We start from the raw sequence: 21,473 nt of genomic DNA, 5'->3' as shown, positions 1-21,473 counted from the left end.
CCCATCGAAACAGGAGCACGATGTGCGTGCCGTCTTTCGGCGCGGTTTTGATGGGCTGCCAACCGGCCATGATCAGCGACCCATCTTCGAGAAAGGCACCGCGTTCATCTTCGCCGCGGCGCCCTGGGCGATCGTCAGCGCGCGGGCTCGCTTGCCGTAGTGGCGCACCGTCTCGGGCGTCATGCCGAGGATCGCGCCGACGTCGGTGTCGCTAAGCCCGGTTTCGAGCAGATAACAGCAGGCGTTCTTGCGGAGGCCGTGGAAGGTGTAGAGCGCCTGCCCCTGCGAATCGACATGGCCCAGCTTCTTCATCATACGCCGGATCTGCGCCTGGATCGCTTCCTCGCTGCTAAAAGGCCGGCCGCTGCGGTCATAGAGCACCGTTACGGCCTTCTTCGGCAGCTTGTCGATCGCCTCGCGCCAGAACGGGTGCACCGGCACGCTGGCATCGACGTCGGTCTTGAACTGCGACAGCGACATGATGCCGGTCTTCAGCCAGCTGAGATGGATGCGGATGACGTCGCTGATGCGCTGGCCGCTGCAAAGGCCGGTGACGATCGCGAGCCACAGCATCGGGCTCGCCTCGACCTTCGCCTCCTCGAGGACGGTGGCCGGCCATGGTTCGTGCTCGCCGATCGGCAGCGGCGCGATGTCGGCCGCGGGATTGTCGGCGCGCCAGTCGCGCTCGGTGGCATAGGTGAGCATCAGCTTCAGGACGGTGAGCCAGACGTTCGCCTTGCCCGGCGTGCTCGCCAGCCCGTCGCGGAGCTCGTGGATATGGACCGGCCGGATGCCCTTCACGTCGAGGTCGCGAACAGCAGTGCGCTTCTTCGTCTTCTGATTCTCGTAGATGAATTCAGGATCTTCGAACATCTCAACATAACGCAGATAATTGGCGAGCGTGTTCGGCGAATAGGGCTTGATGCCCTTCTCCGGCTGGCCCTCGCGCTTCTTCCGCTTGCGCTGCTTCTTCGTCCAGCCGGCGGCGAGCGCGGTTCGGAAGGCAGTCGCCAGCGCCCAGAAGCTGCCGGGCTCGGGCGTGTCGCGCGATTCGGGTGCAGCGGCGTGCTCGGCGTTGACGCGCGCAAGCTCGACCGCAAAGCGCGGATCCGTCGGCGCCGGGAGTTTGACGTAGCGATCCTTCCGCTTCCCCGCCTCATCATAGTAGCGGAAGCGGCGATAGAAGCTGCCCTTCTTCTGGCAGACACCGGGGATATTCAAGCGTCCCATCCGTTCGAGGTGTCACCGAAACCGCTGCGGCCGTCAATATAGGCGTCGAGCAGCCGGATGTCCCACAGCTTCACATTGCCGTTCGTGTCGCTGTGCGAGGGCAGGAGGCGCTTGCCGACGTCTTCGCGGAATTTGGTCCGGCCACGGCCGACATAGGCCGCAGCCGTCTCCTCGTCGACCAGGCGGGGTGTTATTGCAGCGATGGTTGCGTGCTTACCCATCGGGCGGGCGCCCCCGCTGGATCGCGACCTTGACGCCCATCATGTCGCTTAGCGCCTTAACGACTGCCACGGCTGGGAAATAGGCGACGATATTCCACAATCCGTCATCGCGAGGTTTTCCGGTTGCTACGCGGCCAAAGGGGCCAGATTTTCCAAAGAGGCGGATGCGGTCGCCGCGGAGCGGCACTTTCCGCGGCAAGGTGAGCATGATGAAAGGTTCGGCGGCGGACACCTCGCCGCGGTTGAAGCGGTCGATCGCATCCATACAGAGGTCGAAAAGGTCGCCGGGCGTCATCAATCCCATCCCATCACGCGGTTGACCTCGGCCATGTCGAGCACGTCGATGTCGCCGGCGAGCGCGGCCTTGATCCCGCGCACGGCGCGCGACCATAGCTGCTCGTCGGCGGGGCGCCGGTTCCATGCGGCGATGGCCGCGCGGGCTCGCTCAATATGATCCTGTGCTTCCTCGCGCGAATTGACATCGTCGCCATAGCCGGGGGTGTAAAGGATATGCTGGATCAAGTCGGCGCATTCGCCAAGGATGCCGGAGAGGTCCGGTTTCATCTCACCCACGATCATTCTCCCCGATCCAGTCTTGGACCTCGCGGGCGACGGCGAGATATTCGGCGCTGGGGTCTTTCGTGATCTCCTGCCCCGGTCGATAGGTCGCCCAAATCTTGTTGCGGAGGCGAAGCGGCAGTTTGAACCAATGCCGCTTGCATCCCCACATCGCGGGCGGGACGCTCTTGTCGCAGCCAGGCCAGTGGCAATGATGATCGAACGTCGTGTTCCGTCGGGCTTCCGACCGCACATAGTCAGTCTTCGACACGATCATTCTCCCCGGTTGATTGAGCGCGGAGGGCGGCGGCGCGGAGGCGGCAACGGGCGACATCGAAGCATTTGCCGACCTCGAACGGGAAATCAGTCAGCGGTTTCGGATCGCGATCTTCGTCATTGCAAGCCGGATCGGCATCGGCGGAGGCCCAGAACCAGTCGTGCCACGCCTCGCAGTAGCTGCCGCCGACAGCGCATTGGCTTTCGACAAAGGGGGTGATCTCCCCCTCCACCCGTTCTATGAGCGCCTTCATGGCTGGGTCTCCGCGAGGGCGGCGCGGATTACTCCGAGCGCCCGGGTAACTGTTGCTTGGCAAGGCCCGGCGACAAATTCGCCGCCGACCGCTCCATACTCCACCAGCGCTTCCCTCCACGCCGCCTGAGCGCCCGACATGAGAGCGCCATATCCGATCTCATCTCCAAGCTCTGCGATGCGGTCGTGGTAATCAGGATCGGGCTCACTCGGCTTTTCAACGAGGCGCAGCACGGTTCCCGCTTCGCTAAGCGCCTCCACCAGCTTTCCGATAACATCGGAGTCGGCGGCAGACACTTTCGCCAGCATCTCATCCAACTCGGCAGGGTCGTCATATGCCTCTTGCGAGATAGCCCACTGGCGTTCGATTTCCGCGTCTGACAGCGCAAATGGAATCTTGTTACTGTTGCGGATAATCGCCTCGGCGTAACAGGCTCCGAATCCCATCTCGAAGAAAAATTGCGCAGTGCTGCGCTTCATCTCACCCACGATCATTCTCCCCGGTTGATTGAGCGCGGAGGGCGGACAGGCGGCGGAGTGCTTTTGCTGTATGGCCGGCGTAGACGCTAACGGCCTTCCAATAGGCTGCCATCGGCCCTTTATGCCGCCGCCAGCATTCCTGTGCGCGCTCGGCTGCGTCGGCTTTCAGGTCGAGCATCACGGCGATAACCGCGCCGCTCTCTTCCTCCGACAGTTCGGCCAGGCGATGCATCGCGGGCAGCGCTAGAACAGGGTTGCGGACCTCCGCGCGTGCCGACCGATCCTCCATGAGCGCCTTCATGGCCGGGTCTCCGAGAGGGCGGCGCGGAGAATATTCACCGCGTCGTCGCACTTTTCAGTCTGGCGATGCAGGTTGCGTTCAAGGATTTTCAGGGCATTGACGACCGCCTCCCGCAGCCGGTCAGTCTGTGACTGGTCGGTGAGGGCGGCGAGAGCGACAAGAGCTTTCTCCCGATAGGCCGGGTGATTGTCGGCCATCTGTTGCGTCCAGTAGAGCGGGTGTTCGACGCTTGCCGGATCGTCCCAAACCGCGCCGGGGTCTCTGACATATGCGCCTTTCTCGTGCACCCAAAGAGCCCGCGCGACACGTTCGACATCGCCCAGTTTGTGAGATGGAGCCACTTGCTCGATAGCTGCACCGGATGCAGAGAGAGAGGCGCGGGCAGGATCGCATTCGGAGAGGCGTTCTCGGTAGCAACTCTGGCACTCGGACGGCTCGCCATACTCGGCTAAATCGGCGTTGGTGTAGCAGCCGATCCAACCGCAAGAGCAGGACCAGCACCGCGCGTCGCTGTCTTCGGCGAGCGTCGCCTTGATACTCACATCCTGATTTCGCCGCTGGCACAAATCGCATAGGCAACTGGGGCAATACTCCTCCCCACTCTCCCGCTCGGCATTGCCTGAATGGGAGAGGCGGTGGCGGGTGAAGGCTTGGACGCGGCTGGCACGATCGCACTTGCCAGCACGAATCCGAAGCGTGAAATTGGTATCTTCACGCTTCGGATAGTCGGCGACATAGCTATCCGCCGCCGCGTCACGATCAGCCTGTGTCGGCTTTAGCTGGTCAGTCATTGATCGAGCCTCCGCAACGGACCCGCAGCCCATGAAGCGGGCAGGTCACAATGCCATCCGCGTCGGGCCGGAATGACGAAAGATCGACTTTGCGATGCGGACAAAGCAAACGACCGTCCGCCAAACGCCGCGGTTCCGCGACTTCACCGAAGCGTCGATCAAAGGCGTCCAGCCAGCGCGGTCGGGTAGGTGGCGAATAATTCCAACCATCTACGCGACAGCGGCGCTTCGCGAGATATGGCTTCAGAGGAACTTCTCGCCCGCGGTAGTTCAGCGGGGCGGCGGTAACGGCCGCCTCAGCGCTCCCCGGCCAATAACAGTTGCTGACTTGCTTCGCCTGCCGCGCGGTGAGGAAGCGCAGGTCGACATGAAAGTGAAGCGGCTCAAAACCGATCTCACCGCGATCGTGGTGCAGTGGCCCGAGCGTCGGCCATTGCCCTTCGCGGTTGCAATAGATGAAGTCGATGACCGGCACGATGTAGTAACGTCCGGGCACCGGCGGCTCGCGCAATGTCGACAGCAGCGGGATGGTCATGCTGCCACCTCGTCGCTCTTGATAGGCGTGACCCGGTCGAGCAGATAGCAGCCCCTCACGCCCTCCAGCCAGATCACGGCCGAGTGGCCCGACAGGATGGCGGCGCGGGCGCGCGTCCGGGTGTCGACATCGGTACCGTCGTCTTTGCGCAGGGTGACGCGCTGGCCAATCGGGTACCGGGCGTTGAAGGTGTCGACCTGATGCTGCAGGTCCTCGCGGGTCGGGCGGCCGGTCACTCTCCCGCCTCCCCGCCGCCGACCTCGGCGCGCGCGATCTCATTCAGCGCTTTCAGCCGTGCGCGCATCTGCGCGATGTGCGCCTCGATCACGGGAACAGCGAGATCATATTCTACGTGTAGCAGGCGGCGGCTATTGTCGCCGGAGGGGATCCCCATTTCGATACGCCGAACCGGGCGCCCGAATGCATCCCGAATGTCGACGGCGGCAACCTTCTCCATTGCGGCCTTGACGTCGGTGAGCAGCTGCTCACCGCTTTCGATTTCCTTATACGCGACGGCGATGCGATATGCGGTTTCACTGGTGAGCACCGGTGGCCTCCTCTTTAATTTCGGCGAATTCGGGATGCTGCCCGGCCATGTGGCGCGACAGGTTGGCGAAGTGGCGATTGCAGCACGGGCAGATGCCCGCGCCGACGCGCTTCTTGATTTTGGTAACCTGGCCTTTGTAGGCGGAGGCGCTCGCCTTGTGATGCGATGCCCTATCCTGCACCTCGGCAACCCGCTGCTCCGCGCGCTCGGCGCGCTGTCGCTGTGCTTCCAGTTCCTCGCGGAGCTTCTGCTCAGTCGACTTGCCCCGCGGATAATATTGATTATGGCCGTTCGTACAGAAGAATTGGTCGCCGTTGCGTTTGAGTTGGGCATGACGAGCAGCCTCGATCCCAAACGAAATGCGGCACTCTTTCCAACAACAGATTGCCTCGACGAATTCGGTCATGCTGCCCTCTCCTGATAAGGAAAGCTGACGCCTTCGAGCAGGGGCCCGAGAGGGGTTTCGGGGTCATACTGGCGCAGATATTTGGCGCGCTCCTGTAGCCAAGCCTGATAGGGCCAGAAACGCCGCTCGCCGAAAGGATAGCCGCGCTTGAGCGCGCTGACGCGCATGCTGAACGTCGCGTCGGCCGGAAGCGCTGCATGGATCTCGGCGATCTTGGCGCGGGCCCGCGCCGGATAGTCCATGTCGATCGTGCCGCCGTCGGGCTTGCCATCTTTGAGCGCCTGGTTGTCGGCTTGCAGGAGCGCGTTGGCCTGTCGGCTGGCGCGATAGGTCGCGGCGAGGCTGCGGATAATCTCCGCGTCGCGGTGGCGGCCTTCGCTGATCAGGCGGGCGCGCAAGTCCTCGGCCTCGCGCAGCTTCTGGTCGGCGCGGTCGGTCACGAAAGCCCCTCCGCCGCCATCTCCTTGGAGATCTGGGCGGCCCACATATTTAGGTACCCGCGGCAAAGGCGCATCTTGCGCGGGTTCTTGCCATCCTCGGGATAGGCGAAGCCATTCGCGTTCTTGATGTCGATCGGAACACCCTTGTGGCAGAAGAATTGGCCGCCCGCCTTCAGCGCGGCGATCGTCTTCTTCCACTCTTCCTTATCCTTCTGCTCGGGCGAACCGGTGCGGAAGGCGCAATTGTTGCACGGCTCGCTGAAGCTCGCGAGCCGGTCGGCCGGGTCGAACATGTCGGCCGGGTTGAACGGCTCCCATATGGTCTGGCAATTCCGACACACGCGGACATCGCGCGAATAGAAGCCCTTCGGGCTGGGCGCGTCGACGTCGATGGTCGCGCGGCTCGCGCATTTCGGGCACTGGTCGGCACCCTTCATGATGCCGGTTCCTCGGCGATCGCGTCATAGGTCACGGCGAAAATGTCAGGCTTGCACGGGTAGAGTTCGCCCTTGACGCCGCAGATGACCCAGTCGTTCGGACTCACGAGCATGATGCCTTCGAGGGTGCGGATGTGGAGCGAATTGAAGGTGTTGACCCACATCGCGCCTTCCTGCCACGACTGCTTGCACAGCGCTTCGACCAGCCAGGTCGGCCACGATGCGTCCAGGCTGTCATCCTCGGCGAAGAAGGGGTTGCCGCTCGCCGGCATGATGCGCAGGAACTGCACGGCTTCGATGCGGACGGGCTTTTTGGTGAAGAAAGGCATCAGTTCATGCTCGCTTCGAGCGCGGCCAATTGGCGGGCGGCGCGGAGCTTTCCGAAATTGATGCCGAGCGGGAAGTTCGTCTCCAGCATCTGCGACATCTGCTGATTGAGTTCGGGCGATTCGACATAGTCGCCCATCGCAATGAGGTGACCGGCCTGCATGCCGGCGAACATGATGCCCGCGGTCATGGCAATCGCGATGGTTTCGCGCGGCTCGGCCGGGTCGAGACGCGCAAAGACCGCCTGCCGGAATTCGTCACAGAGTTCCATCAGCAGCAGCATCTGGGCGTCCTCGACGGTCGCCATCGTTTCTGCATCGCGCTCGGCCGTCATCCATCAATCTCCAAAATGGCCGCCGCCCGCCGCGTGAACTGTTGCGGGGGCGGCGGCAGGTTGACCCGGCGTGGTCGGAGAGGCCGGGGGTTCGGAGTTGGGGCGGTGGCAGCCGGTGCCGATGCGTGCAGCGCACACGGCTTGCGCCGCGCTGATGCCCTCGCCGATCGGACGCTCGATCTCGGCGATCACATCGGCCTCGATGACCGGCAGGATCGAGGCGATCACGCTGATGTCGCGCGCGTCGTAGGCGGTGCCGGCGCGATGGAGCAGATCGAGGGCGTAGAGCCGGTTGTTCGGATCGATCATGGCTCGATCACCGAATGGCCGGCCACGTCGAATGTCGCGCCGCGGTTGAAATGGATCACGGTCCCGCAGCCGAAGCGCATCCGCCAGCCATCGCGATGCGGTTCGACGGCCGCGACCTCCATGCCGACAAGCAGCTTGAGATCGAGCGGGCGTTCGCCGAGCGGATCCTGTTCGGCATTCTGCTCGCGGCGCCACTCAGCTTCAAGCGCCGCCTCGGCGTCTGCGAGGCAGGCGGCGCTGGTGCGCAGCCGGGCCGGGGCAAAGCCCTCGAAGACGGAAGGGCCGGTCACCGCAACATCGCCAAGATCAGCGGCACACCGATGGTCAGAAAGGTAAAGGCAATAGCGAAATGCGCGAGCCTGATATCGACGACCGTCTGAGCGGTGTCCGGCTGCTCGTGGGCAGGCTGCATTGTTCGACCTCCGGTGCCGGGCACCTGATGTGCCCAGTCCCGGATTTAATGTGCCCTAATTGGGCATGTGTCAATGCCGAAAATGCCCTATGCGGGCATATATGTCCTACGCACCCCAATCGTCGGGATATTCCGGGTCGGGCTGGAAGTCGTCGGCGGTGCTTTGGTCGGCCGGATCCTTGGGCAGGACGGGCTTATCCCCGTCGAAGGCGATTCGGATGAACCCGCCGCGCTCGGTGCGCCCCTGAAAGATCGCCGCGGCCGAACTGCGCCGGATCTGCATCCCGACGTAGACCGCCCGGTTCGCCGGGATATAACCCATCATCATATCGCGCGAATTGCGGACCTCGATCGCATGTTCGTCATGCTTGTTGGCCGGGTCGAGGCGGAGCGTGACCTCTTCGCCTGGCTCGCACAGTTCGAGCGCGAATTGCCGCGTCGGTTCCTTTGGGTCCTTGTTCGGAAACCGGGTTCCGACGATGGGCAGAGTGATCTGGGCAGGCACGCCCTATAAATATGCCCATGCGGCAAGGAGCGCAACCAGACCTGCGATCCACAGCACCATGATCTTTTGAAAGCGCTTCTCGCGCGCGTCGTAGGACGCGACGTTAGATGATCCCGGCAGGCCTTGAGGGCGCTGCGCGGCGCCGTTGCCCATGCCCATGATCGGCAATGCGGCAAGAATATAGGCGGTAAAAATGATCCCCCAGACGGTGTCGGACATCAGTGCCTCCTCGCTGACCAGTTCACGCGGCCGATGATCTTGATCGCGCTGCGCGGAAATTTGCGGACCGGATCGGGATGGTTCCGGTTGTCCGATATCACCTGCACCATTCCTTCGCCAGCAGGCGCAAGGCGCTTGATGGCGCCCGCGCCCTCGATCGTCAAAGCGTAGATGCCATCGAACCGGCTGAGCTCGTTCTCGGCAAGATTGATCATCACGTCGTCGTGACTGCCGATCGTGGGCTCCATGCTGTCGCCGATGCCCTTTCCGATGAGCAGCATATGCGCCGGCGTCGAGGTGATCTCGCGAAGTTTGGTCGCATCGAAGTCGTAGGGCTCTTCCTCGATCCAGTCTTCAAGGACGGTGCCATTGCCCATGGCGAGTTCTAGATTGACGCGCCGCAGCTGCACCGGCCCGGCGTCGCGCCAGGCGCTTCGCGTCGGCAGCTGGTCGGGATGCGGACGGTATTCACGCTGCGGGCTCTCGACCCGGCGCTCGGTTGTTAGCGGCTTCGGCGACGTGAACAGTTCGTGAGGCTCGCATTGGAGCGCCGCCGAAATCTTGTCGATCCAATCCTGATTGAGGCGGCGCGCACCGCGCTCCAGCTTGCCGAGGTTGTTGATCGTCGTGCCGATCGCATCCGCAAGCTGCTCCTGCGTCATCCCCTTGGCTTTTCTGAGCTCAGCTATGCGGTTGTTCGCCATGCGCTTCTTGTGCCCTACGTGGGCACCTTTCGTATAGAGGACAGATTGGGCACATTTTGTGTTTGACGACGTGCCCAAATTGGGCATATTGGGCACATGACGTTGCTCGAACACATCAGGGACCGGGGGCTCACCGTGCCAGAAGCTGCGGCGGAGCTCAGCGTGTCCCATCACACGATCCACAAGCTTGCCTATCGGCAGCGCCAGCCCAGCCTCAAGCTGGCGCTCAAGATCGTGGCATGGTCGAACGGCGCTCTCACCGAGGCTGACCTCGTCCTCCCCGAGGCGGAGGTCGCGGCCTGATGTTTCAACAGTTTTGTCAGGGTGGCGCAGCGGTAGCGTGCCGGGTTCATACCCCGGAGGTCGCGGGTTCGAATCCCGCCCCTGCAACCAATCCCCGGAGTGTTTCGCCCCCCCGCCACTCCGGGCAGGCACGGCGGGGCTCCCTCCCCCCAACCCCTCGGCCCCGCCGTGCCGCTTATCGCTATCATCCCGTTCCATGGTCCATGAGATGCCGCGCGGCGGCGCCCCATCCAATGGAAATGACGCCCGAATTTTCCAACGAGGCTGTAAAAGCCCTTGTCCGCGACATCCTTCGGCACTTCGTCGGCCACGGCCGGGCGATCAGCTGGGCCGCGCTCGCTGATTCCACGTGGAACGGCGACGGCCATGTCGACACATGGGAGCGCCGGCTGCGCAGTTACGTCGAGGCCGATGGCCCGATGATGCCGCTCGACACCGCGATGCGCATCTTCTCGGCCCTGCCGCCCTCGGCGTTCCAGCGCATAGCGCGCCGGATGGGTTTCGTCACGGCGCCGCTGCGCGTCGAGCTCGGTACCACGGTGCGGCATGCCGTCGCGGCCTGCGCGCGCTTCGCAGCGAACGGCGCGGAGGCGCTCCAGGACGGGCACCTGTCGCACGTCAAGCTCGCCAGCCTTTCGCACGATGCCTTTGAGCTCGGGCCGATCATCAATTCCATCGCGGGGAGCGGTTCGGCCCTGCGCTGACAGGCCCATTTCCCCGCGATGGTCCCACGATGCTCCCGTCGAGGGGGGCGAACATTGGAGCATGAACCATGAGCGAAGCCACGGTTTCGGACCAGCAACTGCGCCTGTTCATCGAGCGCATCGAGCGGCTCGAAGAGGAAAAGAAGGGCGTCGGCGACGATATCCGCGACACCTATAACGAGGCGAAGTCGCAGGGCTATGACCCGAAGATCATGCGCCAGATCGTGCGGCTGCGCAAAATCCCGGTCCACGATCGCAAGGAAATGGAAGCGGTACTCGAAGTCTACAAGACGTCGCTGGGCATGCAGCCGAGCTTCGACTTCGACAAGGCGGCGTAACGTGACCGCCGAGAATTATCAGAGCTTCCTCGAAGCGAAGATGCCGGCCGCCCCGCTCGCGGGCCTGCCGTGCACGCTCGACGAGGTGCCGACGCACCTGATCGACGGCCGGCCGGTGAAAGACCATCAACGCCATATCGTGCGCTGGGCGGTCGAGGGCGGCCGGCGCGCGATCTTTGCCGCCTTCGGGCTCGGCAAGTCGATCATGCAGCTGCTGATCCTCCAGATCATCCTGCGCAAGGTCGGCTGCGGCGCGCTCGGGCTGATCGTGGCGCCGCTCGGCGTCCGCATGGAATTCATGAAGGATGCGGCCCTGCTCGGGCTGACACTGCATTTCGTGCGGACCGATGCGGAGATCGATGCGATCATTGCCGCGGCGGACCCCGCCGAGACGCATCTCTTCATCACCAATTACGAGAGCGTCCGCGAAGGGAAGATCAGCGTCGGCCGGTTCACCGTCGCCAGCCTGGACGAAGCATCGGTGCTGCGCAGTTACGGCAGCAAGACGTTTCAGGAGTTCCTGCCCCTGTTCGAGGCGGTGCCCTATCGCTTCGTCGCGACCGCCACGCCCTCGCCGAACCGCTACAAGGAATTGATCCATTATGCCGGGTTCCTCGGCATCATGGACACGGGACAGGCGCTGACGCGCTTTTTCCAGCGCAACAGCGAAAAGGCGAACGACCTCCAGCTCTACCCCCACAAGGAAGACGAATTCTTCCTGTGGCTCAACACATGGGGCGTGTTCGTCCAGACGCCGAGCGATCTGGGCTTCAGCGATGAGGGCTATGACCTGCCGCCGATCGAGGTGCGCTGGCATTGCGTCGAGACCGACATCAGCGACGCCGGCGCCGACACCAACGGGCAGGGCCGCCTGATCCGCGACAATGCCGTGGGCGTCGTCGAGGCAAGCCGGGAAAAGCGGCGCACCTTGGACGCCCGCATCGCCAAAGTCGCCGAGATCATGGCCGCCGACCCGGCCGATCATTTCCTGATCTGGCACGACCTCGAGGATGAGCGGCGCGCGATCGAAGCGCTCGACGTGCCCGGCCGGGACCGCATCGCGGCGGTGTACGGGTCGCAGGACCTCGACACGCGCGAGACGATTGTCGGCGATTTCAGCGACGGCCGGATCAAGGACCTCGCCGCGAAGCCGGTGATGCTCGGGTCCGGTACCAATCTGCAGCGCCACTGCCACCGCGAGATTTTCGCAGGGATAGGACACAAGTTCAACGATTTCATTCAGGCGATCTTCCGCGTCCAGCGCTTCGGGCAGACCGAACCCGTCATCGTCGACTGCATCTATGCCGAAACCGAAGAGGAGGTCCGCCGCGTCCTGCTCGAAAAATGGGCCCTGCACGAAGAGCTCACGGCAAAGATGAGCGCGATCATCCGGCGCTATGGCCTCAATCATGCCGCCGCGGCCGATCTCGCCAGCCGCAGCATTGGCGTCGAGCGCGCCGAGGCGTCGGGCGAAGGCTGGACGCTGGCGCATAACGACTGTGTCGAGGAGGCGCGGCTGCTCGCGGACGACAGTCTCGACCTGATCGTGACCTCGATCCCCTTCTCCAACCATTATGAATATACGCCGAGCTATAATGATTTCGGCCACACCGACGACGACGCGCATTTCTTTGCGCAGATGGACTATCTAACGCCGGAGCTCTTCCGCGCGCTCCGCCCCGGCCGTCTCGCCTGCATTCACGTCAAGGACCGGATCCTGTTCGGCGCCGTCACCGGCGAGGGCGTGCCGACGGTCAATCCCTTCCACGCCAAGACGCTGTTCCATTATCAGCGGCATGGCTTCCAGTTCATGGGCATGATCACCGTCATCACCGACGTCGTGCGCGAGAACAAGCAGACCTATCGCCTCAGCTATTCGGAGATGCTGAAGGACGGCACCAAGATGGGCGCCGGCAGCCCCGAATATATCCTGCTGATGCGCAAGCCGCAGACCGACCGCAGCCGCGGCTATGCCGATAATCGGGTCAACAAGGTGACGGCGGTAAAGCTCAAGGACGGCCGTCGATTCGAATTTGACGATCCGGAATTCGAGGAAGCGCTGAACGGCGCCTTTGGGGCGGTCGATACGGTCGCGTCCAACCATTACAGCCTGGCGCAGTGGCAGATCGACGCGCACGCCTTCTGGCGATCGTCGGGCAACCGGCCGCTTATGCCGTCCGAACTCGCCGATCATGCACCGCGTTTCGCCGAAATGGGTGTAGGTCCGCTGGTCAAGGCCTTCACGACCGAGAGCCGGGACATGGTCTATGACGCCGCGGCGCATGTCGCGATCGGCGAGACGATCGAAGCACGGGACAAGAATGACGGCCGGGGGCATCTGCCCCGCACGTTTATGTCGCTCGCGCCGGGCAGCCATCACCCCGATGTCTGGGACGATGTCATCCGGATGAAGACGCTCAACCAGCTTCAGGTGGCGGCGAACCGGGAAAAGCACGTCTGCCCGCTCCAGTTCGATATTGTCGACAGGCTGATCGACCGGTTCAGCATGAAGGGCGACCTCGTCTATGATCCCTTTTGCGGGCTCGGCACGGTCCCGATGCGCGCGATCCTGAAAGGGCGCCGCGGCGCGGGCAGCGAGCTCAACCCCGACTATTTCCGGGACAGCTGCTCTTATCTCAGCGCGACTGAGCGCGAGATCGGCGTGCCGTCGCTGTTCGACCTGCTCGACATGGAGCAGGCGGCGTGACGGCGGGCGCATCTCTGGCGCCCGAAAGGTTAGGTCCGTGGACCGGGGCGACTGTCGGCACGAAGTTCGACGACATCTCGATCATGGTTCAGCGCGATTATGTGCGGCGTGAGCTCGGCGAGCGTCTGCATCACATCTTCCTGGTCCGCGATGGCGGGGACCTCATTCCCTGCCGCGGCCCAGGCTTCTGCCGCGAGTGCAACAAAGGCGAGATGATGATTATCAGCCTACCCTGTTCGGCGGGAGGGCGCGCTTGAAGCTCCACCCCCTCTTCATCGACGGCTTCGCCGGCGGCGGCGGCGCCAGCACGGGCATCGGCCAGGCTCTTGGCCGCGACGTCGATATCGCCATCAACCACAGCCCGACTGCGATCGCGATCCATAAGGCGAACCATCCCGATACGGAGCATCACTGCACCGATATCCGCACGCCCTTTCTACCCCGCACTGCGACGCGCGGACGCCCGGTGGCTGGCGCCTGGTTCTCGCCGGACTGCAAGGAATACAGCAAGGCGAAGGGCGGGCCGGTCAAAGATCGGTCGATCCGCGCGCTTTGCTGGGAAGTGATCCACTGGCTGGAAGAGACGTTGCCAGACGTCGGCTACCTCGAAAACGTCGAAGAGTTCGAATATGCCGCGCCGCTCGACGGCAACGGCGTGCCGCTGCCGGATCACAAGGGCCGCGAATTCAAGAAGTTCAAGCGCAGCATCCGCCGCCTTGGCTATCGGGTGCAGCACCGCCTGCTGATTGCGTGCAAATATGGCACGCCGACCAGCCGCAAGCGGCTCTACATGATCTTTCGCCGCGACGGGAAGCCGATCGTCTGGCCGAAGCCGACGCACGCGCCGGCGAATGATCCGCGCGTCTTGGCCGGCAAGCTGCTGCCTTATCGCACCGCGGCCGAGTGCATCGACTGGTCGATCCGGTGCCCCAGCATTTTCGACAGAGCCAAAGAGCTTGTTGACGCCACGAAGCGCCGGATCGCCCACGGCGTCATGCGCTATGTCGTGGACGCGGCGCGCAACGGGCAACGCCCCTTCATCGTTCCGGTAACCCACACCGGCGACGTCCGGGTGCACGACAGCCTTGATCCTCTTCGCACCATCACGACGGCCAACGGCGGCGAACTGGCGGCGGTCGATGTCGGGCTTGCTCCCCACATCACAAAGTTTCGGCGGGGCGCCGTCGGTTCTGACGCTGCGAACCCCATGCCGACAGTTACCGCAAATGGAGAGCCTGAGCGGCCCGCCGGCGCTGTGCCCCTGGGGCTGGTTGCGGGCACTTTGGCTCGGCTTCAGAACGGCGAGCGACGACCTGGCGAAAGGCCGCGCGACCAACCGCTGAACGATACCTTCAGCACCATCGCAACGGGCGGCAAGTTCGCAGCCGTCGGAACAGAGATGGCGCCCCTGATCGACCGGCAGTTTGGCAACTCGACGCCAGATCCTGTTACGCAGCCGTTGGGAGCGACAACCGCTGGCGGCGGTGGAAAATCAGCCCAAGTCAGCGCTTTCCTGACGCGCTACTACGGCAGCGACAAGCGAGGTGCCGGCGGTGATATCGAGGGTCAAATTCCCGTTATCCGCGCTGGCGGGACGCATCACGGCGTTGTCGTCGCTCACATGGAGCAGGCGAATGGCGGGCCTCGCAATCTAAACAGCGCGGGACGTTCCGCGCTCCGCCCGTTGTCGACCGCGACGACAAAGGGTTCGCAGCAGCGCGTCGTCGAAACGACGCTGATTGAAGAAGGCTCGCTGCCTCCCGAAATGATGGAACGCGCGGTCAACGTCGCTGCTTTCCTCGTAAAATACTATGGGACCGACGGCGACGGCGAGACGGCGCAGATCCAGCCCGTCGACCGACCGATCGACACGGTCACCACGAAAGCACGCTTCGCCGTCGTGACGGTGACCATCGACGCGGTGACCTATGTCATCGTCGATATCGGCCTGCGGATGCTGAAGCCGCGCGAACTGGCCCGGGCACAGGGCTTTCCCGACACGTATGTCCTCGATCCTGTCGTGCGCAAATTCCTGCGCGGGAAATGGGTCGAGAAGCGCCTGACTATCGCCGAGCAGATCAGCGCGATCGGCAACAGCGTCTGCCCGCCCGTCGCCCGGGCGCTGGTGGCCGCCAATCAGCCCGACCTGTGCAACTGGCAGCCGGAGGCAATTGCGGCATGAAGCATCGGCCGCTCTCCGATTTGACCGTGCAGCGCATTGCACGCGGCATAGCGCTGTTGCTCGGCGTGAGGCCGACGCCGGCCGACCCTGAGCCGCGCGATGAGAGCGGCCGGTATATATCTCCTCATCGGCTCGCTGTGCGGGCCAAGTGCCGTGAACAGTGCGCGAAGATCGGCCGGGAAGTGCCGGAGGCGCTGCGATGAACCGGCCGGTCGACAATCTATTCGCGCAGGGCGCTCGCATGGTCAACGAGGAAGCAATCGAGCTCACGCTCGCGAGCCTTCGCGCCTATTGGAGCGACCATGAACATGTGGCTCTCGCATGGTCTGGCGGCAAGGACAGCACCGCAGCGCTGACGCTCATCATCCACTTGATCGAAGCGGGCGAGCTACCCCGGCCGAAAAAACTCTACGTTTTCTATGCCCAGACCCGCCAGGAGTTGTTGCCGATCGAGGTTTCGGCGCGGCTGATCATTGAAAAACTGCGTGAGCGCGAATGGATTGAATTTCAGGAGGTCATTGCGCCGCTCGACAAGCGCTTCTGGGTCTACATCCTCGGCCGCGGCGTACCTCCCCCGAACAATAACACGCTGCGCTGGTGCACGCGGCAGATCAAGGTCGACCCGATGACGGCCGCTCTGGAGGCTGCCCTCGCCGGGATTGACGGATCGGTGCTGATGATCACCGGCGTCCGCCAGGGAGAGAGTGCAGTGCGCGACGGCCGGATCGCCATGTCGTGCGGCAAGGATGGCGCGGAATGCGGACAGGGCTGGTATCAGAAGGTTCTGCCGGAGGCGAAGGGCATTCGCGGCCGGATCGCGACGCTTGCGCCGCTGCTGCACTGGCGCGTCTGTGTCGTATGGGATTGGCTCAAAATCTATGCCACGCAAGCCGCTTTTGGCGCGTGGCCGACGGCGATCCTCGCCGATGCCTATGGCGGTGATGACGCTGTCGAAAAGAACGCGCGGACAGGCTGCACCGGCTGTTCGCTCGCTGAAGACGACACTGCCCTGCAAAACATCGTCGCGATGCCTTATTGGTCATATGTCGCACCGCTGCGCGAGATCCGATCCTTGCACCGGTGGCTCCGGGAACCGGCGCAGCGCATTCGCAAGGCCGGTGCCGAAATCCTCAAGAGCGGCAAGATCGCCAAAAATCCGCAGCGCATGGGCCCGCTCACCTTCGAAGCACGCCTCCATGCGCTTCGCGTGATGCTCGACATACAGGCTCGGGTAAACTCCGAAGCCGATCGGCTCGGCCGGCCGCGTGTCGATATCATCAATGCCGAGGAAGAGGCGCGAATCCATGAACTGATCGCGGCCGAGACGTGGCCCGACGGGTGGACCGGCGATGAGCCGAGCGCGGCGGCGTGGCTCGATCGCGTCAATCAGGACGGCAGTGTCGAGCCCCTCCTGTTCCGGGATCTCGTTGGCACATGAGCAACCACCTCATCACCGAATGCTATAAGCGCAAGCTCGGCAGCGTCACGCGCCTGGCGATGATGGCCTATCTCGCGGACAAGGCGGCGGACTGCGGTGGCGGCATCTATGCGTCGAAGCAGACGATGGCCGACGAACTCGACCTGACCAAGAAGACGGTCATCACCACGATACAAGGATTGATCGCCGACGGGCTGCTGATCGCCGTCGGGACGAAGCCGTGCGCCAATGGCCACACCGTTGATTATGCGATCGTCGTCGACGCCTTGCTGTCGCTGCCGCTGGTCGGATGCTGGGAGCGGAAGGCGCGTTTCACCGGTGTAAATTCTTCACCGGTGAAACGGCCGGACCGGTCACGCTCCGACACGGGGACCGGTGTAGCAGCTACACCCAAACCCTCCTTGGAACCCTTTCCCCTATCATCAGCTGACGCTGATGATCCGCCCCACGAGGAAAAAGGCGCTCAGCATGGGAAGGAAGAGCGGCCGGCGCCGAAGCGAAAGGCACGCGAGCGCAAGCCGGGCCATCGCCTGCCGCCAGATTGGGAAGCGCCTGCCCCGGAAGACCTGCCGCCCGTCGCGGCGCGTCTCGTCGCGCAATGGCCTGACGGCGCATATGAGGCGGTCTGCGAGGCGTTCAAACTGAACTGGCTCGCGGAAACCCGCGCAATCGGGTGTAAATCGGATTGGACGGCGGCGCTCGGGAAGTGGGTCAACACCGACCATCCCCGTGTAATGCATGCAAAAATGCGCGGCGTCAGTTTCGCGCCACCGCCCGCCGCCCGCCCCGCGGTGGCGTCGGCCCTGCCGCCCGCCCCGGTCCGCGCCAAGTCCCGTGAGGATGGGCGCAGCGCGCGGGTGCATGCCGCGCTCGAACAGGAGCTCGGGCCGACGACGTACAGCAGCTGGGTCAAGGGCGCCGCGATCCTGTTCGGCGAGGATGCGGTGACCGTGGTGTGCGCGTCGCCGTTCGCCGCGGGCTGGGTCGAGAATAACCTTGCGATCCAGATCGGCGCGGCCGTCGCGGCGGCGAGCGGGTCCGTCGTCGGGCGCGTCGTCTTTCAGGCGGAGGCATCCACGCCCGCGCCGCGACAGGAAGCGGTCGGTGGATGATGCCCGCATTCCGATTGTCGTCACGCTGCACGGCATCCGGCGCTACCGCGAACGTGTTGCCAAAGTCCCGGCGCGGGTCGTTGTCGAGACGCTCAGCGGACCGGCGTTCGATGCCTGCAACAGGCTGGGCGGCGGCGCCGTCATCCTGCCGACCGGGCACCGCGCCGTCTGCGGCGATGGCGCAGTTATCACCGTTCTGCCGCGCGGCTGCAAATTCATGGGATTTATCGGGAAGCGTCGTCGATGAAAAAAGCTGAAGTGGCGGCGCTGATCTGCGACCTGCCGATCAAGGATCGTAAAATCTATGGCGCCATCGTCTCGGCCGCTGAAGCCGGGCGTCCGGCGCCGACCTGTGATGACCTGGTCGAGGTGTCGGGATATTCCGCCGTCAGCAGCACGGTTGGTGCGGTGCAGCGGCTCGAACAGCGCGGGCTGATCGAAGTGCGCCGGTACCAGCGCAGCCGGCAGATCATGATTGTCGAATCGGGGCTGTGGACGGCGCGCCCGCTCAACGAGGCGCCGCACTGGCGCGAACGGCCGCGCGAGATCCCGACGCCCTCGCCCGTCGCGGTGAAGTCGCGCGATGCCGATGTCAGCGCCGATATCCTGAAATGGGCGAGCAGCCGCGGCGTCAGCCTGTCGGAGGCGCTCGCCGACCTGGTCTATGTGGGTTGGAAGGTGGAGATGGAGCGTGGATAAGTTCGTAGCGCCCGCGCCGCTCGATGGCGAAATGCAGAACAATTACCTGCTCCGCGTCGTCGAGGCGTTCGTCGACCATGTGAACGCCCACCTACGCGAGCGCGAGGTTCAGCGGCAGGGTTGGTCCACTGATCGCGAATCGGCAATGCAGTGGCGGATAGACTTACTGGAAACCGCATTGGGCGATTTGCTGTCATGGTTCCCCGACAAGCCTTCTGACCCCGAGTGGAGGATCAAAGGCGGCAACTATGGCGCGGATGATGCGGTTGAGTTCGCGCGCGGGACGCTGTCTAAGTCCGGGGTAGCTGGTGGCTAAGGCCCCCGTCTCGAAGAAGGCTGCCCCGAAGAAAGCCAAACCGGCCGCGCCTGCCAAGAAGCGCGCGGCAACGCCGGCGCGCAAGCAGTCTGTTAACAATGAGGGCCCCGACCGTCGCCTGTTCGTCCAGGAGTATATTCGGACAAACAATGGCACGAAAGCCGCTATTTTGGCGGGTTACAGCGAAAAGACCGCCCGGCAGCAAGCGGCGCGGCTGTTAACAAATGTTGACATTAAGAATGAAATCGAAGCCGCGCGCGCGGAGCGTATTGCCGCGGCCAAGGTCGGTGCGCAGGATATTCTTTCGCGGCTGAAAGACGAGGTGGAGGCGGACGTTGCCGACATCTATGACGAGAATGGCGCGATCAAGCCGGTTCACGAATGGCCGCATATCTGGCGCTTGGGCCTCGTAGCCGGCATCGAGGTCGAAGAGCTCGTAGAGAAGGATGTCGACGGCAAGAAGATCGTCATCGGCAATGTGCGCAAGGTGAGGATATCTGATCGTCTCAAGCGCATCGAGCTCCTCGGCAAGCATATCGGCGTCCAGGCGTTCAAGGAGCGCGTCGAGGTCGATACGAGCGAGGATCTCGCGGTCCTGCTCAGTCGCGCGCGGGAGCGGGCCATTGGCGACGGCTAAGGCCGCATTGCTCAAGCAGCTGGCCGACGACATCGGCGGGTTCACGCACGATCCGCTCGGATATGCGCTGTACGCATTTCCGTGGGGCGAGGAAGGCACCGACCTCGCGAAGCATCCCGGCCCGCGCAAGTGGCAGCAAGATCGGCTGCGCGAGATCGGCGAGCATCTGCAGAATCCGACGTCGCGCTATTCGCCGTGCCGGATCGCCGTCGCCTCCGGGCATGGCATCGGCAAATCCGCGCTGATCGGCATGATCATCAAGTGGGCGCTCGATACCTGCGTCGACACGCGGATTGTCGTCACGGCCAATACCGAGGGCCAGCTGCTTACCAAGACGTCGCCCGAAATAGCGAAGTGGGCGCGCCTCGCGATCACGCGCGATTGGTTCAAGCCGAACGCGACGAGCCTGGTGAGCACGATGCCCGGCCGCGACAAGGCGTGGCGCGCCGACCTGGTTACCTGGTCGGACAATAATACTGAAGCGTTCGCCGGGCTTCACAACCAGGGCAAGCGCATCGTCGTCATCTATGACGAAGCCTCGGGCATTTCGGACAAGGTCTGGGAGGTGACGCTCGGCGCGCTCACCGACGAAGAAACCGAAATCATCTGGATCGCCTTCGGTAACCCGACGCTCAACACGGGCGCCTTCCGCGAATGCTTCGGGAAACAGCGCAACCTCTGGATCACGTCGCAAATCGATAGCCGCACGGTCGAGGGCACTAACAAGGCGTATCTCGACGAGCTCGTTGCGACGTACGGCGAGGATAGCGACATCGTAAAGGTGCGCGTGCGCGGTATGTTTCCGTCGGCGTCATCGATGCAGTTCATCTCGTCGGACGTCGTGGAAGCCGCGAAAGTGCGCGATGTTCAGGCGCTCGGCTCCGACCCGGTGATCTTCGGTCTCGATTGCGCGCGATTCGGCGACGACAAATCGGTGCTCGCCATCCGCTGCGGCCGTGATGCGAAGTCCCGGCCGTGGAAACGCTGGACGAAACAGGACGCGATGACGATCGCCTCTGAGGTCGCGCTTGAGGCGATGCGGTGGAAACCCGACGCAATATTCGTCGATGCGGGCAACATCGGCGCGGCCGTGATCGACCGGCTGCGGCAGCTGGGTGTCGAGAATGTTTATGAGGTGTGGTTCGGCGGTGAAGGCGGGATGGCCTATCTCGACAACGGCGTCACGGTCCACACCGGCAACAAGCGCACCCAGATGTGGACCAGAATGCGGGCGTGGCTGTCGGGAGGCGCCATTCCGGAAGAGCAGCAGCTGACAGACGATCTTGTCGGGCCGACCTATAGTTTCGGCGCTGATGAGGTGAGCATCGTCCTTGAACGGAAGAAGGACATGAAAAAGCGCGGCCTCGCGAGCACCGATGATGGCGACGCATTGGCCTGCACTTTCGCGGAGCCTGTACTGCCGCGCGCGGTACCCGGCTATCTCAACCCTGAAAACTACGGCCACCGGCCGGCCATGGATCGATATGATGAAATCTGACATCCCAGCGCCTGGCACCTTTGAAGACTGGTGCAAACTGTCCGGCCTCGACCGCCATTATGTACGGCGCAACTATTCGACGGTACGTCGTCGCTATGAAGCGGACCCGCTCACCCCGATGCCCGCGCTGCCGCCGCCGGAGGTCAAGGTCCGCGACCGCTATGACGAGCTATAGGCCCGATTCAAAGCCATAGGGGCGGCCCGTAACGCTCTCCCGACAAAGGAGAGCCGCTGGCATGTGCACCCCCAAAGCC

At 63.6% G+C, this 21,473-nt stretch carries 38 protein-coding genes and 1 tRNA gene; 16 read left to right on the top strand and 23 right to left on the bottom strand.

Going from position 1 to position 21,473, the window contains the following annotated elements; translation table 11 throughout:
- Positions 1–72: 72 nt before the first annotated feature.
- From AN936_RS21865 to AN936_RS21760, 23 genes are all read right to left on the bottom strand, one after another.
- Entirely contained in the window at positions 73–1,230 is a 1,158-nt protein-coding gene (locus AN936_RS21865; RefSeq protein WP_054589927.1) for a tyrosine-type recombinase/integrase, read from the bottom strand.
- Entirely contained in the window at positions 1,218–1,451 is a 234-nt protein-coding gene (locus AN936_RS21860; protein WP_054589926.1) for a hypothetical protein, read from the bottom strand. Before AN936_RS21860 ends, AN936_RS21865 begins: the two co-directional genes overlap by 13 nt.
- Positions 1,444–1,746 carry a hypothetical protein gene (locus tag AN936_RS21855; protein WP_054589925.1) on the bottom strand — a complete coding sequence of 101 codons (303 nt, stop codon included), beginning with the start codon at positions 1,744–1,746 and terminating at the stop codon, positions 1,444–1,446. Before AN936_RS21855 ends, AN936_RS21860 begins: the two co-directional genes overlap by 8 nt.
- Positions 1,746–2,024 (bottom strand): hypothetical protein, encoded by a 279-nt coding sequence (locus AN936_RS21850; protein WP_149037748.1) that lies wholly within the window; start codon positions 2,022–2,024, stop codon positions 1,746–1,748. Before AN936_RS21850 ends, AN936_RS21855 begins: the two co-directional genes overlap by 1 nt.
- Entirely contained in the window at positions 2,017–2,286 is a 270-nt protein-coding gene (locus AN936_RS21845; protein WP_054589923.1) for a hypothetical protein, read from the bottom strand. The genes AN936_RS21850 and AN936_RS21845 overlap by 8 nt, the downstream gene beginning before the upstream one ends.
- On the bottom strand, positions 2,267–2,539 hold the full coding sequence (locus tag AN936_RS21840) for a hypothetical protein (RefSeq protein ID WP_054589922.1): 273 nt from the start codon (positions 2,537–2,539) through the stop codon (positions 2,267–2,269). Before AN936_RS21840 ends, AN936_RS21845 begins: the two co-directional genes overlap by 20 nt.
- The gene (locus AN936_RS21835) at positions 2,536–3,027 is read right to left on the bottom strand and encodes a hypothetical protein (protein ID WP_149037747.1); all 492 of its coding nucleotides are present in this window, start codon (positions 3,025–3,027) and stop codon (positions 2,536–2,538) included. The genes AN936_RS21840 and AN936_RS21835 overlap by 4 nt, the downstream gene beginning before the upstream one ends.
- Positions 3,020–3,319, bottom strand: a complete 300-nt coding sequence (locus AN936_RS21830; protein WP_201782949.1) for a hypothetical protein — start codon at positions 3,317–3,319, stop codon at positions 3,020–3,022. The genes AN936_RS21835 and AN936_RS21830 overlap by 8 nt, the downstream gene beginning before the upstream one ends.
- The gene (locus AN936_RS24875) at positions 3,316–4,110 is read right to left on the bottom strand and encodes a hypothetical protein (protein WP_149037746.1); all 795 of its coding nucleotides are present in this window, start codon (positions 4,108–4,110) and stop codon (positions 3,316–3,318) included. The genes AN936_RS21830 and AN936_RS24875 overlap by 4 nt, the downstream gene beginning before the upstream one ends.
- Positions 4,103–4,645: a Rieske 2Fe-2S domain-containing protein gene (locus tag AN936_RS21820; RefSeq protein ID WP_054589919.1), complete on the bottom strand. Its 543-nt coding sequence runs from the start codon at positions 4,643–4,645 to the stop codon at positions 4,103–4,105. Before AN936_RS21820 ends, AN936_RS24875 begins: the two co-directional genes overlap by 8 nt.
- Entirely contained in the window at positions 4,642–4,881 is a 240-nt protein-coding gene (locus AN936_RS21815) for a hypothetical protein (protein ID WP_054589918.1), read from the bottom strand. Before AN936_RS21815 ends, AN936_RS21820 begins: the two co-directional genes overlap by 4 nt.
- Positions 4,878–5,192: a hypothetical protein gene (locus AN936_RS21810; RefSeq protein WP_054589917.1), complete on the bottom strand. Its 315-nt coding sequence runs from the start codon at positions 5,190–5,192 to the stop codon at positions 4,878–4,880. The genes AN936_RS21815 and AN936_RS21810 overlap by 4 nt, the downstream gene beginning before the upstream one ends.
- Entirely contained in the window at positions 5,179–5,598 is a 420-nt protein-coding gene (locus AN936_RS21805) for a hypothetical protein (RefSeq protein WP_054589916.1), read from the bottom strand. Before AN936_RS21805 ends, AN936_RS21810 begins: the two co-directional genes overlap by 14 nt.
- Entirely contained in the window at positions 5,595–6,038 is a 444-nt protein-coding gene (locus AN936_RS21800; RefSeq protein WP_054589915.1) for a hypothetical protein, read from the bottom strand. The genes AN936_RS21805 and AN936_RS21800 overlap by 4 nt, the downstream gene beginning before the upstream one ends.
- On the bottom strand, positions 6,035–6,475 hold the full coding sequence (locus AN936_RS21795; RefSeq protein ID WP_054589914.1) for a hypothetical protein: 441 nt from the start codon (positions 6,473–6,475) through the stop codon (positions 6,035–6,037). Before AN936_RS21795 ends, AN936_RS21800 begins: the two co-directional genes overlap by 4 nt.
- A complete protein-coding gene (locus AN936_RS21790) occupies positions 6,472–6,804 on the bottom strand; it encodes a hypothetical protein (protein ID WP_054589913.1) in 333 nt (110 codons plus the stop codon). The genes AN936_RS21795 and AN936_RS21790 overlap by 4 nt, the downstream gene beginning before the upstream one ends.
- Positions 6,804–7,136: a hypothetical protein gene (locus AN936_RS21785; RefSeq protein WP_054589912.1), complete on the bottom strand. Its 333-nt coding sequence runs from the start codon at positions 7,134–7,136 to the stop codon at positions 6,804–6,806. The genes AN936_RS21790 and AN936_RS21785 overlap by 1 nt, the downstream gene beginning before the upstream one ends.
- A gap of 3 nt (positions 7,137–7,139) precedes the next feature.
- The gene (locus AN936_RS21780) at positions 7,140–7,445 is read right to left on the bottom strand and encodes a hypothetical protein (RefSeq protein ID WP_054589911.1); all 306 of its coding nucleotides are present in this window, start codon (positions 7,443–7,445) and stop codon (positions 7,140–7,142) included.
- The gene (locus tag AN936_RS21775; protein WP_054589910.1) at positions 7,442–7,735 is read right to left on the bottom strand and encodes a hypothetical protein; all 294 of its coding nucleotides are present in this window, start codon (positions 7,733–7,735) and stop codon (positions 7,442–7,444) included. Before AN936_RS21775 ends, AN936_RS21780 begins: the two co-directional genes overlap by 4 nt.
- Positions 7,732–7,857 (bottom strand): hypothetical protein, encoded by a 126-nt coding sequence (locus tag AN936_RS25815; protein WP_257719791.1) that lies wholly within the window; start codon positions 7,855–7,857, stop codon positions 7,732–7,734. The genes AN936_RS21775 and AN936_RS25815 overlap by 4 nt, the downstream gene beginning before the upstream one ends.
- A gap of 106 nt (positions 7,858–7,963) precedes the next feature.
- Positions 7,964–8,362, bottom strand: a complete 399-nt coding sequence (locus AN936_RS21770) for an HIRAN domain-containing protein (protein WP_054589909.1) — start codon at positions 8,360–8,362, stop codon at positions 7,964–7,966.
- Positions 8,363–8,365: 3 nt separating this feature from the next.
- Positions 8,366–8,581, bottom strand: a complete 216-nt coding sequence (locus AN936_RS21765; protein ID WP_054589908.1) for a hypothetical protein — start codon at positions 8,579–8,581, stop codon at positions 8,366–8,368.
- Positions 8,581–9,372 (bottom strand): XRE family transcriptional regulator, encoded by a 792-nt coding sequence (locus AN936_RS21760; protein ID WP_234715679.1) that lies wholly within the window; start codon positions 9,370–9,372, stop codon positions 8,581–8,583. The genes AN936_RS21765 and AN936_RS21760 overlap by 1 nt, the downstream gene beginning before the upstream one ends.
- A 9-nt stretch (positions 9,373–9,381) precedes the next feature.
- Here AN936_RS21760 and AN936_RS25180 point away from each other — a divergent pair, with 9 nt between their 5' ends.
- From AN936_RS25180 to AN936_RS21680, 16 genes are all read left to right on the top strand, one after another.
- Positions 9,382–9,588, top strand: coding sequence for a hypothetical protein (locus AN936_RS25180; protein WP_054589906.1), 207 nt, complete (start codon positions 9,382–9,384; stop codon positions 9,586–9,588).
- Between the two features lie 14 nt (positions 9,589–9,602).
- Positions 9,603–9,678 (top strand) — tRNA-Met (locus tag AN936_RS21750).
- A 149-nt stretch (positions 9,679–9,827) separates the two neighbouring features.
- Complete coding sequence (locus AN936_RS21745) at positions 9,828–10,292, top strand: hypothetical protein (protein ID WP_149037745.1); 465 nt, start codon at positions 9,828–9,830, stop codon at positions 10,290–10,292.
- A gap of 68 nt (positions 10,293–10,360) precedes the next feature.
- Positions 10,361–10,630: a DUF2312 domain-containing protein gene (locus AN936_RS21740; RefSeq protein WP_054589904.1), complete on the top strand. Its 270-nt coding sequence runs from the start codon at positions 10,361–10,363 to the stop codon at positions 10,628–10,630.
- Between the two features lies 1 nt (position 10,631).
- Positions 10,632–13,337 carry a DNA methyltransferase gene (locus AN936_RS21735; protein ID WP_054589903.1) on the top strand — a complete coding sequence of 902 codons (2,706 nt, stop codon included), beginning with the start codon at positions 10,632–10,634 and terminating at the stop codon, positions 13,335–13,337.
- Positions 13,334–13,594: a hypothetical protein gene (locus tag AN936_RS21730; protein WP_054589902.1), complete on the top strand. Its 261-nt coding sequence runs from the start codon at positions 13,334–13,336 to the stop codon at positions 13,592–13,594. Before AN936_RS21735 ends, AN936_RS21730 begins: the two co-directional genes overlap by 4 nt.
- On the top strand, positions 13,534–15,519 hold the full coding sequence (locus AN936_RS21725) for a DNA cytosine methyltransferase (protein WP_420496823.1): 1,986 nt from the start codon (positions 13,534–13,536) through the stop codon (positions 15,517–15,519). Before AN936_RS21730 ends, AN936_RS21725 begins: the two co-directional genes overlap by 61 nt.
- Entirely contained in the window at positions 15,516–15,722 is a 207-nt protein-coding gene (locus tag AN936_RS21720; RefSeq protein ID WP_054589900.1) for a hypothetical protein, read from the top strand. Before AN936_RS21725 ends, AN936_RS21720 begins: the two co-directional genes overlap by 4 nt.
- Entirely contained in the window at positions 15,719–16,957 is a 1,239-nt protein-coding gene (locus AN936_RS21715; protein ID WP_054589899.1) for a phosphoadenosine phosphosulfate reductase family protein, read from the top strand. The genes AN936_RS21720 and AN936_RS21715 overlap by 4 nt, the downstream gene beginning before the upstream one ends.
- Entirely contained in the window at positions 16,954–18,069 is a 1,116-nt protein-coding gene (locus tag AN936_RS21710; RefSeq protein WP_054589898.1) for a DnaA N-terminal domain-containing protein, read from the top strand. The genes AN936_RS21715 and AN936_RS21710 overlap by 4 nt, the downstream gene beginning before the upstream one ends.
- Entirely contained in the window at positions 18,062–18,316 is a 255-nt protein-coding gene (locus AN936_RS21705; protein WP_054589897.1) for a hypothetical protein, read from the top strand. The genes AN936_RS21710 and AN936_RS21705 overlap by 8 nt, the downstream gene beginning before the upstream one ends.
- A complete protein-coding gene (locus tag AN936_RS21700) occupies positions 18,313–18,768 on the top strand; it encodes a hypothetical protein (protein ID WP_054589896.1) in 456 nt (151 codons plus the stop codon). The genes AN936_RS21705 and AN936_RS21700 overlap by 4 nt, the downstream gene beginning before the upstream one ends.
- Positions 18,761–19,084 (top strand): hypothetical protein, encoded by a 324-nt coding sequence (locus AN936_RS21695; RefSeq protein ID WP_054589895.1) that lies wholly within the window; start codon positions 18,761–18,763, stop codon positions 19,082–19,084. Before AN936_RS21700 ends, AN936_RS21695 begins: the two co-directional genes overlap by 8 nt.
- Positions 19,077–19,721 carry a terminase small subunit gene (locus AN936_RS21690; protein ID WP_054589894.1) on the top strand — a complete coding sequence of 215 codons (645 nt, stop codon included), beginning with the start codon at positions 19,077–19,079 and terminating at the stop codon, positions 19,719–19,721. The genes AN936_RS21695 and AN936_RS21690 overlap by 8 nt, the downstream gene beginning before the upstream one ends.
- A complete protein-coding gene (locus tag AN936_RS21685; RefSeq protein WP_054589893.1) occupies positions 19,708–21,219 on the top strand; it encodes a hypothetical protein in 1,512 nt (503 codons plus the stop codon). Before AN936_RS21690 ends, AN936_RS21685 begins: the two co-directional genes overlap by 14 nt.
- A complete protein-coding gene (locus AN936_RS21680) occupies positions 21,209–21,394 on the top strand; it encodes a hypothetical protein (protein ID WP_149037744.1) in 186 nt (61 codons plus the stop codon). The genes AN936_RS21685 and AN936_RS21680 overlap by 11 nt, the downstream gene beginning before the upstream one ends.
- The last annotated feature ends 79 nt before the right edge of the window (positions 21,395–21,473 follow it).

The organism is Sphingopyxis macrogoltabida (genome assembly GCF_001307295.1).
In the GTDB taxonomy this organism is placed as follows: Bacteria; Pseudomonadota; Alphaproteobacteria; order Sphingomonadales; family Sphingomonadaceae; genus Sphingopyxis; species Sphingopyxis macrogoltabida_B.
The sequence above is the reverse complement of the archived record's forward strand: the minus strand, read 5'-3'. Positions and strand labels throughout refer to the sequence as shown.

Coding starts and splice junctions, on each gene's coding strand:
- AN936_RS21840 (WP_054589922.1), bottom strand. CDS start 2,539: ATGAAGGCGCTCATAGAACGGGTGGAGGGGGAGATCACCCCCTTTGTC.
- AN936_RS25180 (WP_054589906.1), top strand. CDS start 9,382: ATGACGTTGCTCGAACACATCAGGGACCGGGGGCTCACCGTGCCAGAA.
- AN936_RS21855 (WP_054589925.1), bottom strand. CDS start 1,746: ATGACGCCCGGCGACCTTTTCGACCTCTGTATGGATGCGATCGACCGC.
- AN936_RS21740 (WP_054589904.1), top strand. CDS start 10,361: ATGAGCGAAGCCACGGTTTCGGACCAGCAACTGCGCCTGTTCATCGAG.
- AN936_RS21785 (WP_054589912.1), bottom strand. CDS start 7,136: ATGACGGCCGAGCGCGATGCAGAAACGATGGCGACCGTCGAGGACGCC.
- AN936_RS21865 (WP_054589927.1), bottom strand. CDS start 1,230: ATGGGACGCTTGAATATCCCCGGTGTCTGCCAGAAGAAGGGCAGCTTC.
- AN936_RS21830 (WP_201782949.1), bottom strand. CDS start 3,319: ATGAAGGCGCTCATGGAGGATCGGTCGGCACGCGCGGAGGTCCGCAAC.
- AN936_RS25815 (WP_257719791.1), bottom strand. CDS start 7,857: ATGCAGCCTGCCCACGAGCAGCCGGACACCGCTCAGACGGTCGTCGAT.
- AN936_RS21860 (WP_054589926.1), bottom strand. CDS start 1,451: ATGGGTAAGCACGCAACCATCGCTGCAATAACACCCCGCCTGGTCGAC.
- AN936_RS21700 (WP_054589896.1), top strand. CDS start 18,313: ATGAAAAAAGCTGAAGTGGCGGCGCTGATCTGCGACCTGCCGATCAAG.
- AN936_RS21790 (WP_054589913.1), bottom strand. CDS start 6,804: ATGCCTTTCTTCACCAAAAAGCCCGTCCGCATCGAAGCCGTGCAGTTC.
- AN936_RS21780 (WP_054589911.1), bottom strand. CDS start 7,445: ATGATCGATCCGAACAACCGGCTCTACGCCCTCGATCTGCTCCATCGC.
- AN936_RS21765 (WP_054589908.1), bottom strand. CDS start 8,581: ATGTCCGACACCGTCTGGGGGATCATTTTTACCGCCTATATTCTTGCC.
- AN936_RS21710 (WP_054589898.1), top strand. CDS start 16,954: ATGAGCAACCACCTCATCACCGAATGCTATAAGCGCAAGCTCGGCAGC.
- AN936_RS21715 (WP_054589899.1), top strand. CDS start 15,719: ATGAACCGGCCGGTCGACAATCTATTCGCGCAGGGCGCTCGCATGGTC.
- AN936_RS21680 (WP_149037744.1), top strand. CDS start 21,209: ATGAAATCTGACATCCCAGCGCCTGGCACCTTTGAAGACTGGTGCAAA.
- AN936_RS21820 (WP_054589919.1), bottom strand. CDS start 4,645: ATGACCATCCCGCTGCTGTCGACATTGCGCGAGCCGCCGGTGCCCGGA.
- AN936_RS21805 (WP_054589916.1), bottom strand. CDS start 5,598: ATGACCGAATTCGTCGAGGCAATCTGTTGTTGGAAAGAGTGCCGCATT.
- AN936_RS21720 (WP_054589900.1), top strand. CDS start 15,516: ATGAAGCATCGGCCGCTCTCCGATTTGACCGTGCAGCGCATTGCACGC.
- AN936_RS24875 (WP_149037746.1), bottom strand. CDS start 4,110: ATGACTGACCAGCTAAAGCCGACACAGGCTGATCGTGACGCGGCGGCG.
- AN936_RS21745 (WP_149037745.1), top strand. CDS start 9,828: ATGACGCCCGAATTTTCCAACGAGGCTGTAAAAGCCCTTGTCCGCGAC.
- AN936_RS21760 (WP_234715679.1), bottom strand. CDS start 9,372: ATGCCCAATTTGGGCACGTCGTCAAACACAAAATGTGCCCAATCTGTC.
- AN936_RS21845 (WP_054589923.1), bottom strand. CDS start 2,286: ATGATCGTGTCGAAGACTGACTATGTGCGGTCGGAAGCCCGACGGAAC.
- AN936_RS21795 (WP_054589914.1), bottom strand. CDS start 6,475: ATGAAGGGTGCCGACCAGTGCCCGAAATGCGCGAGCCGCGCGACCATC.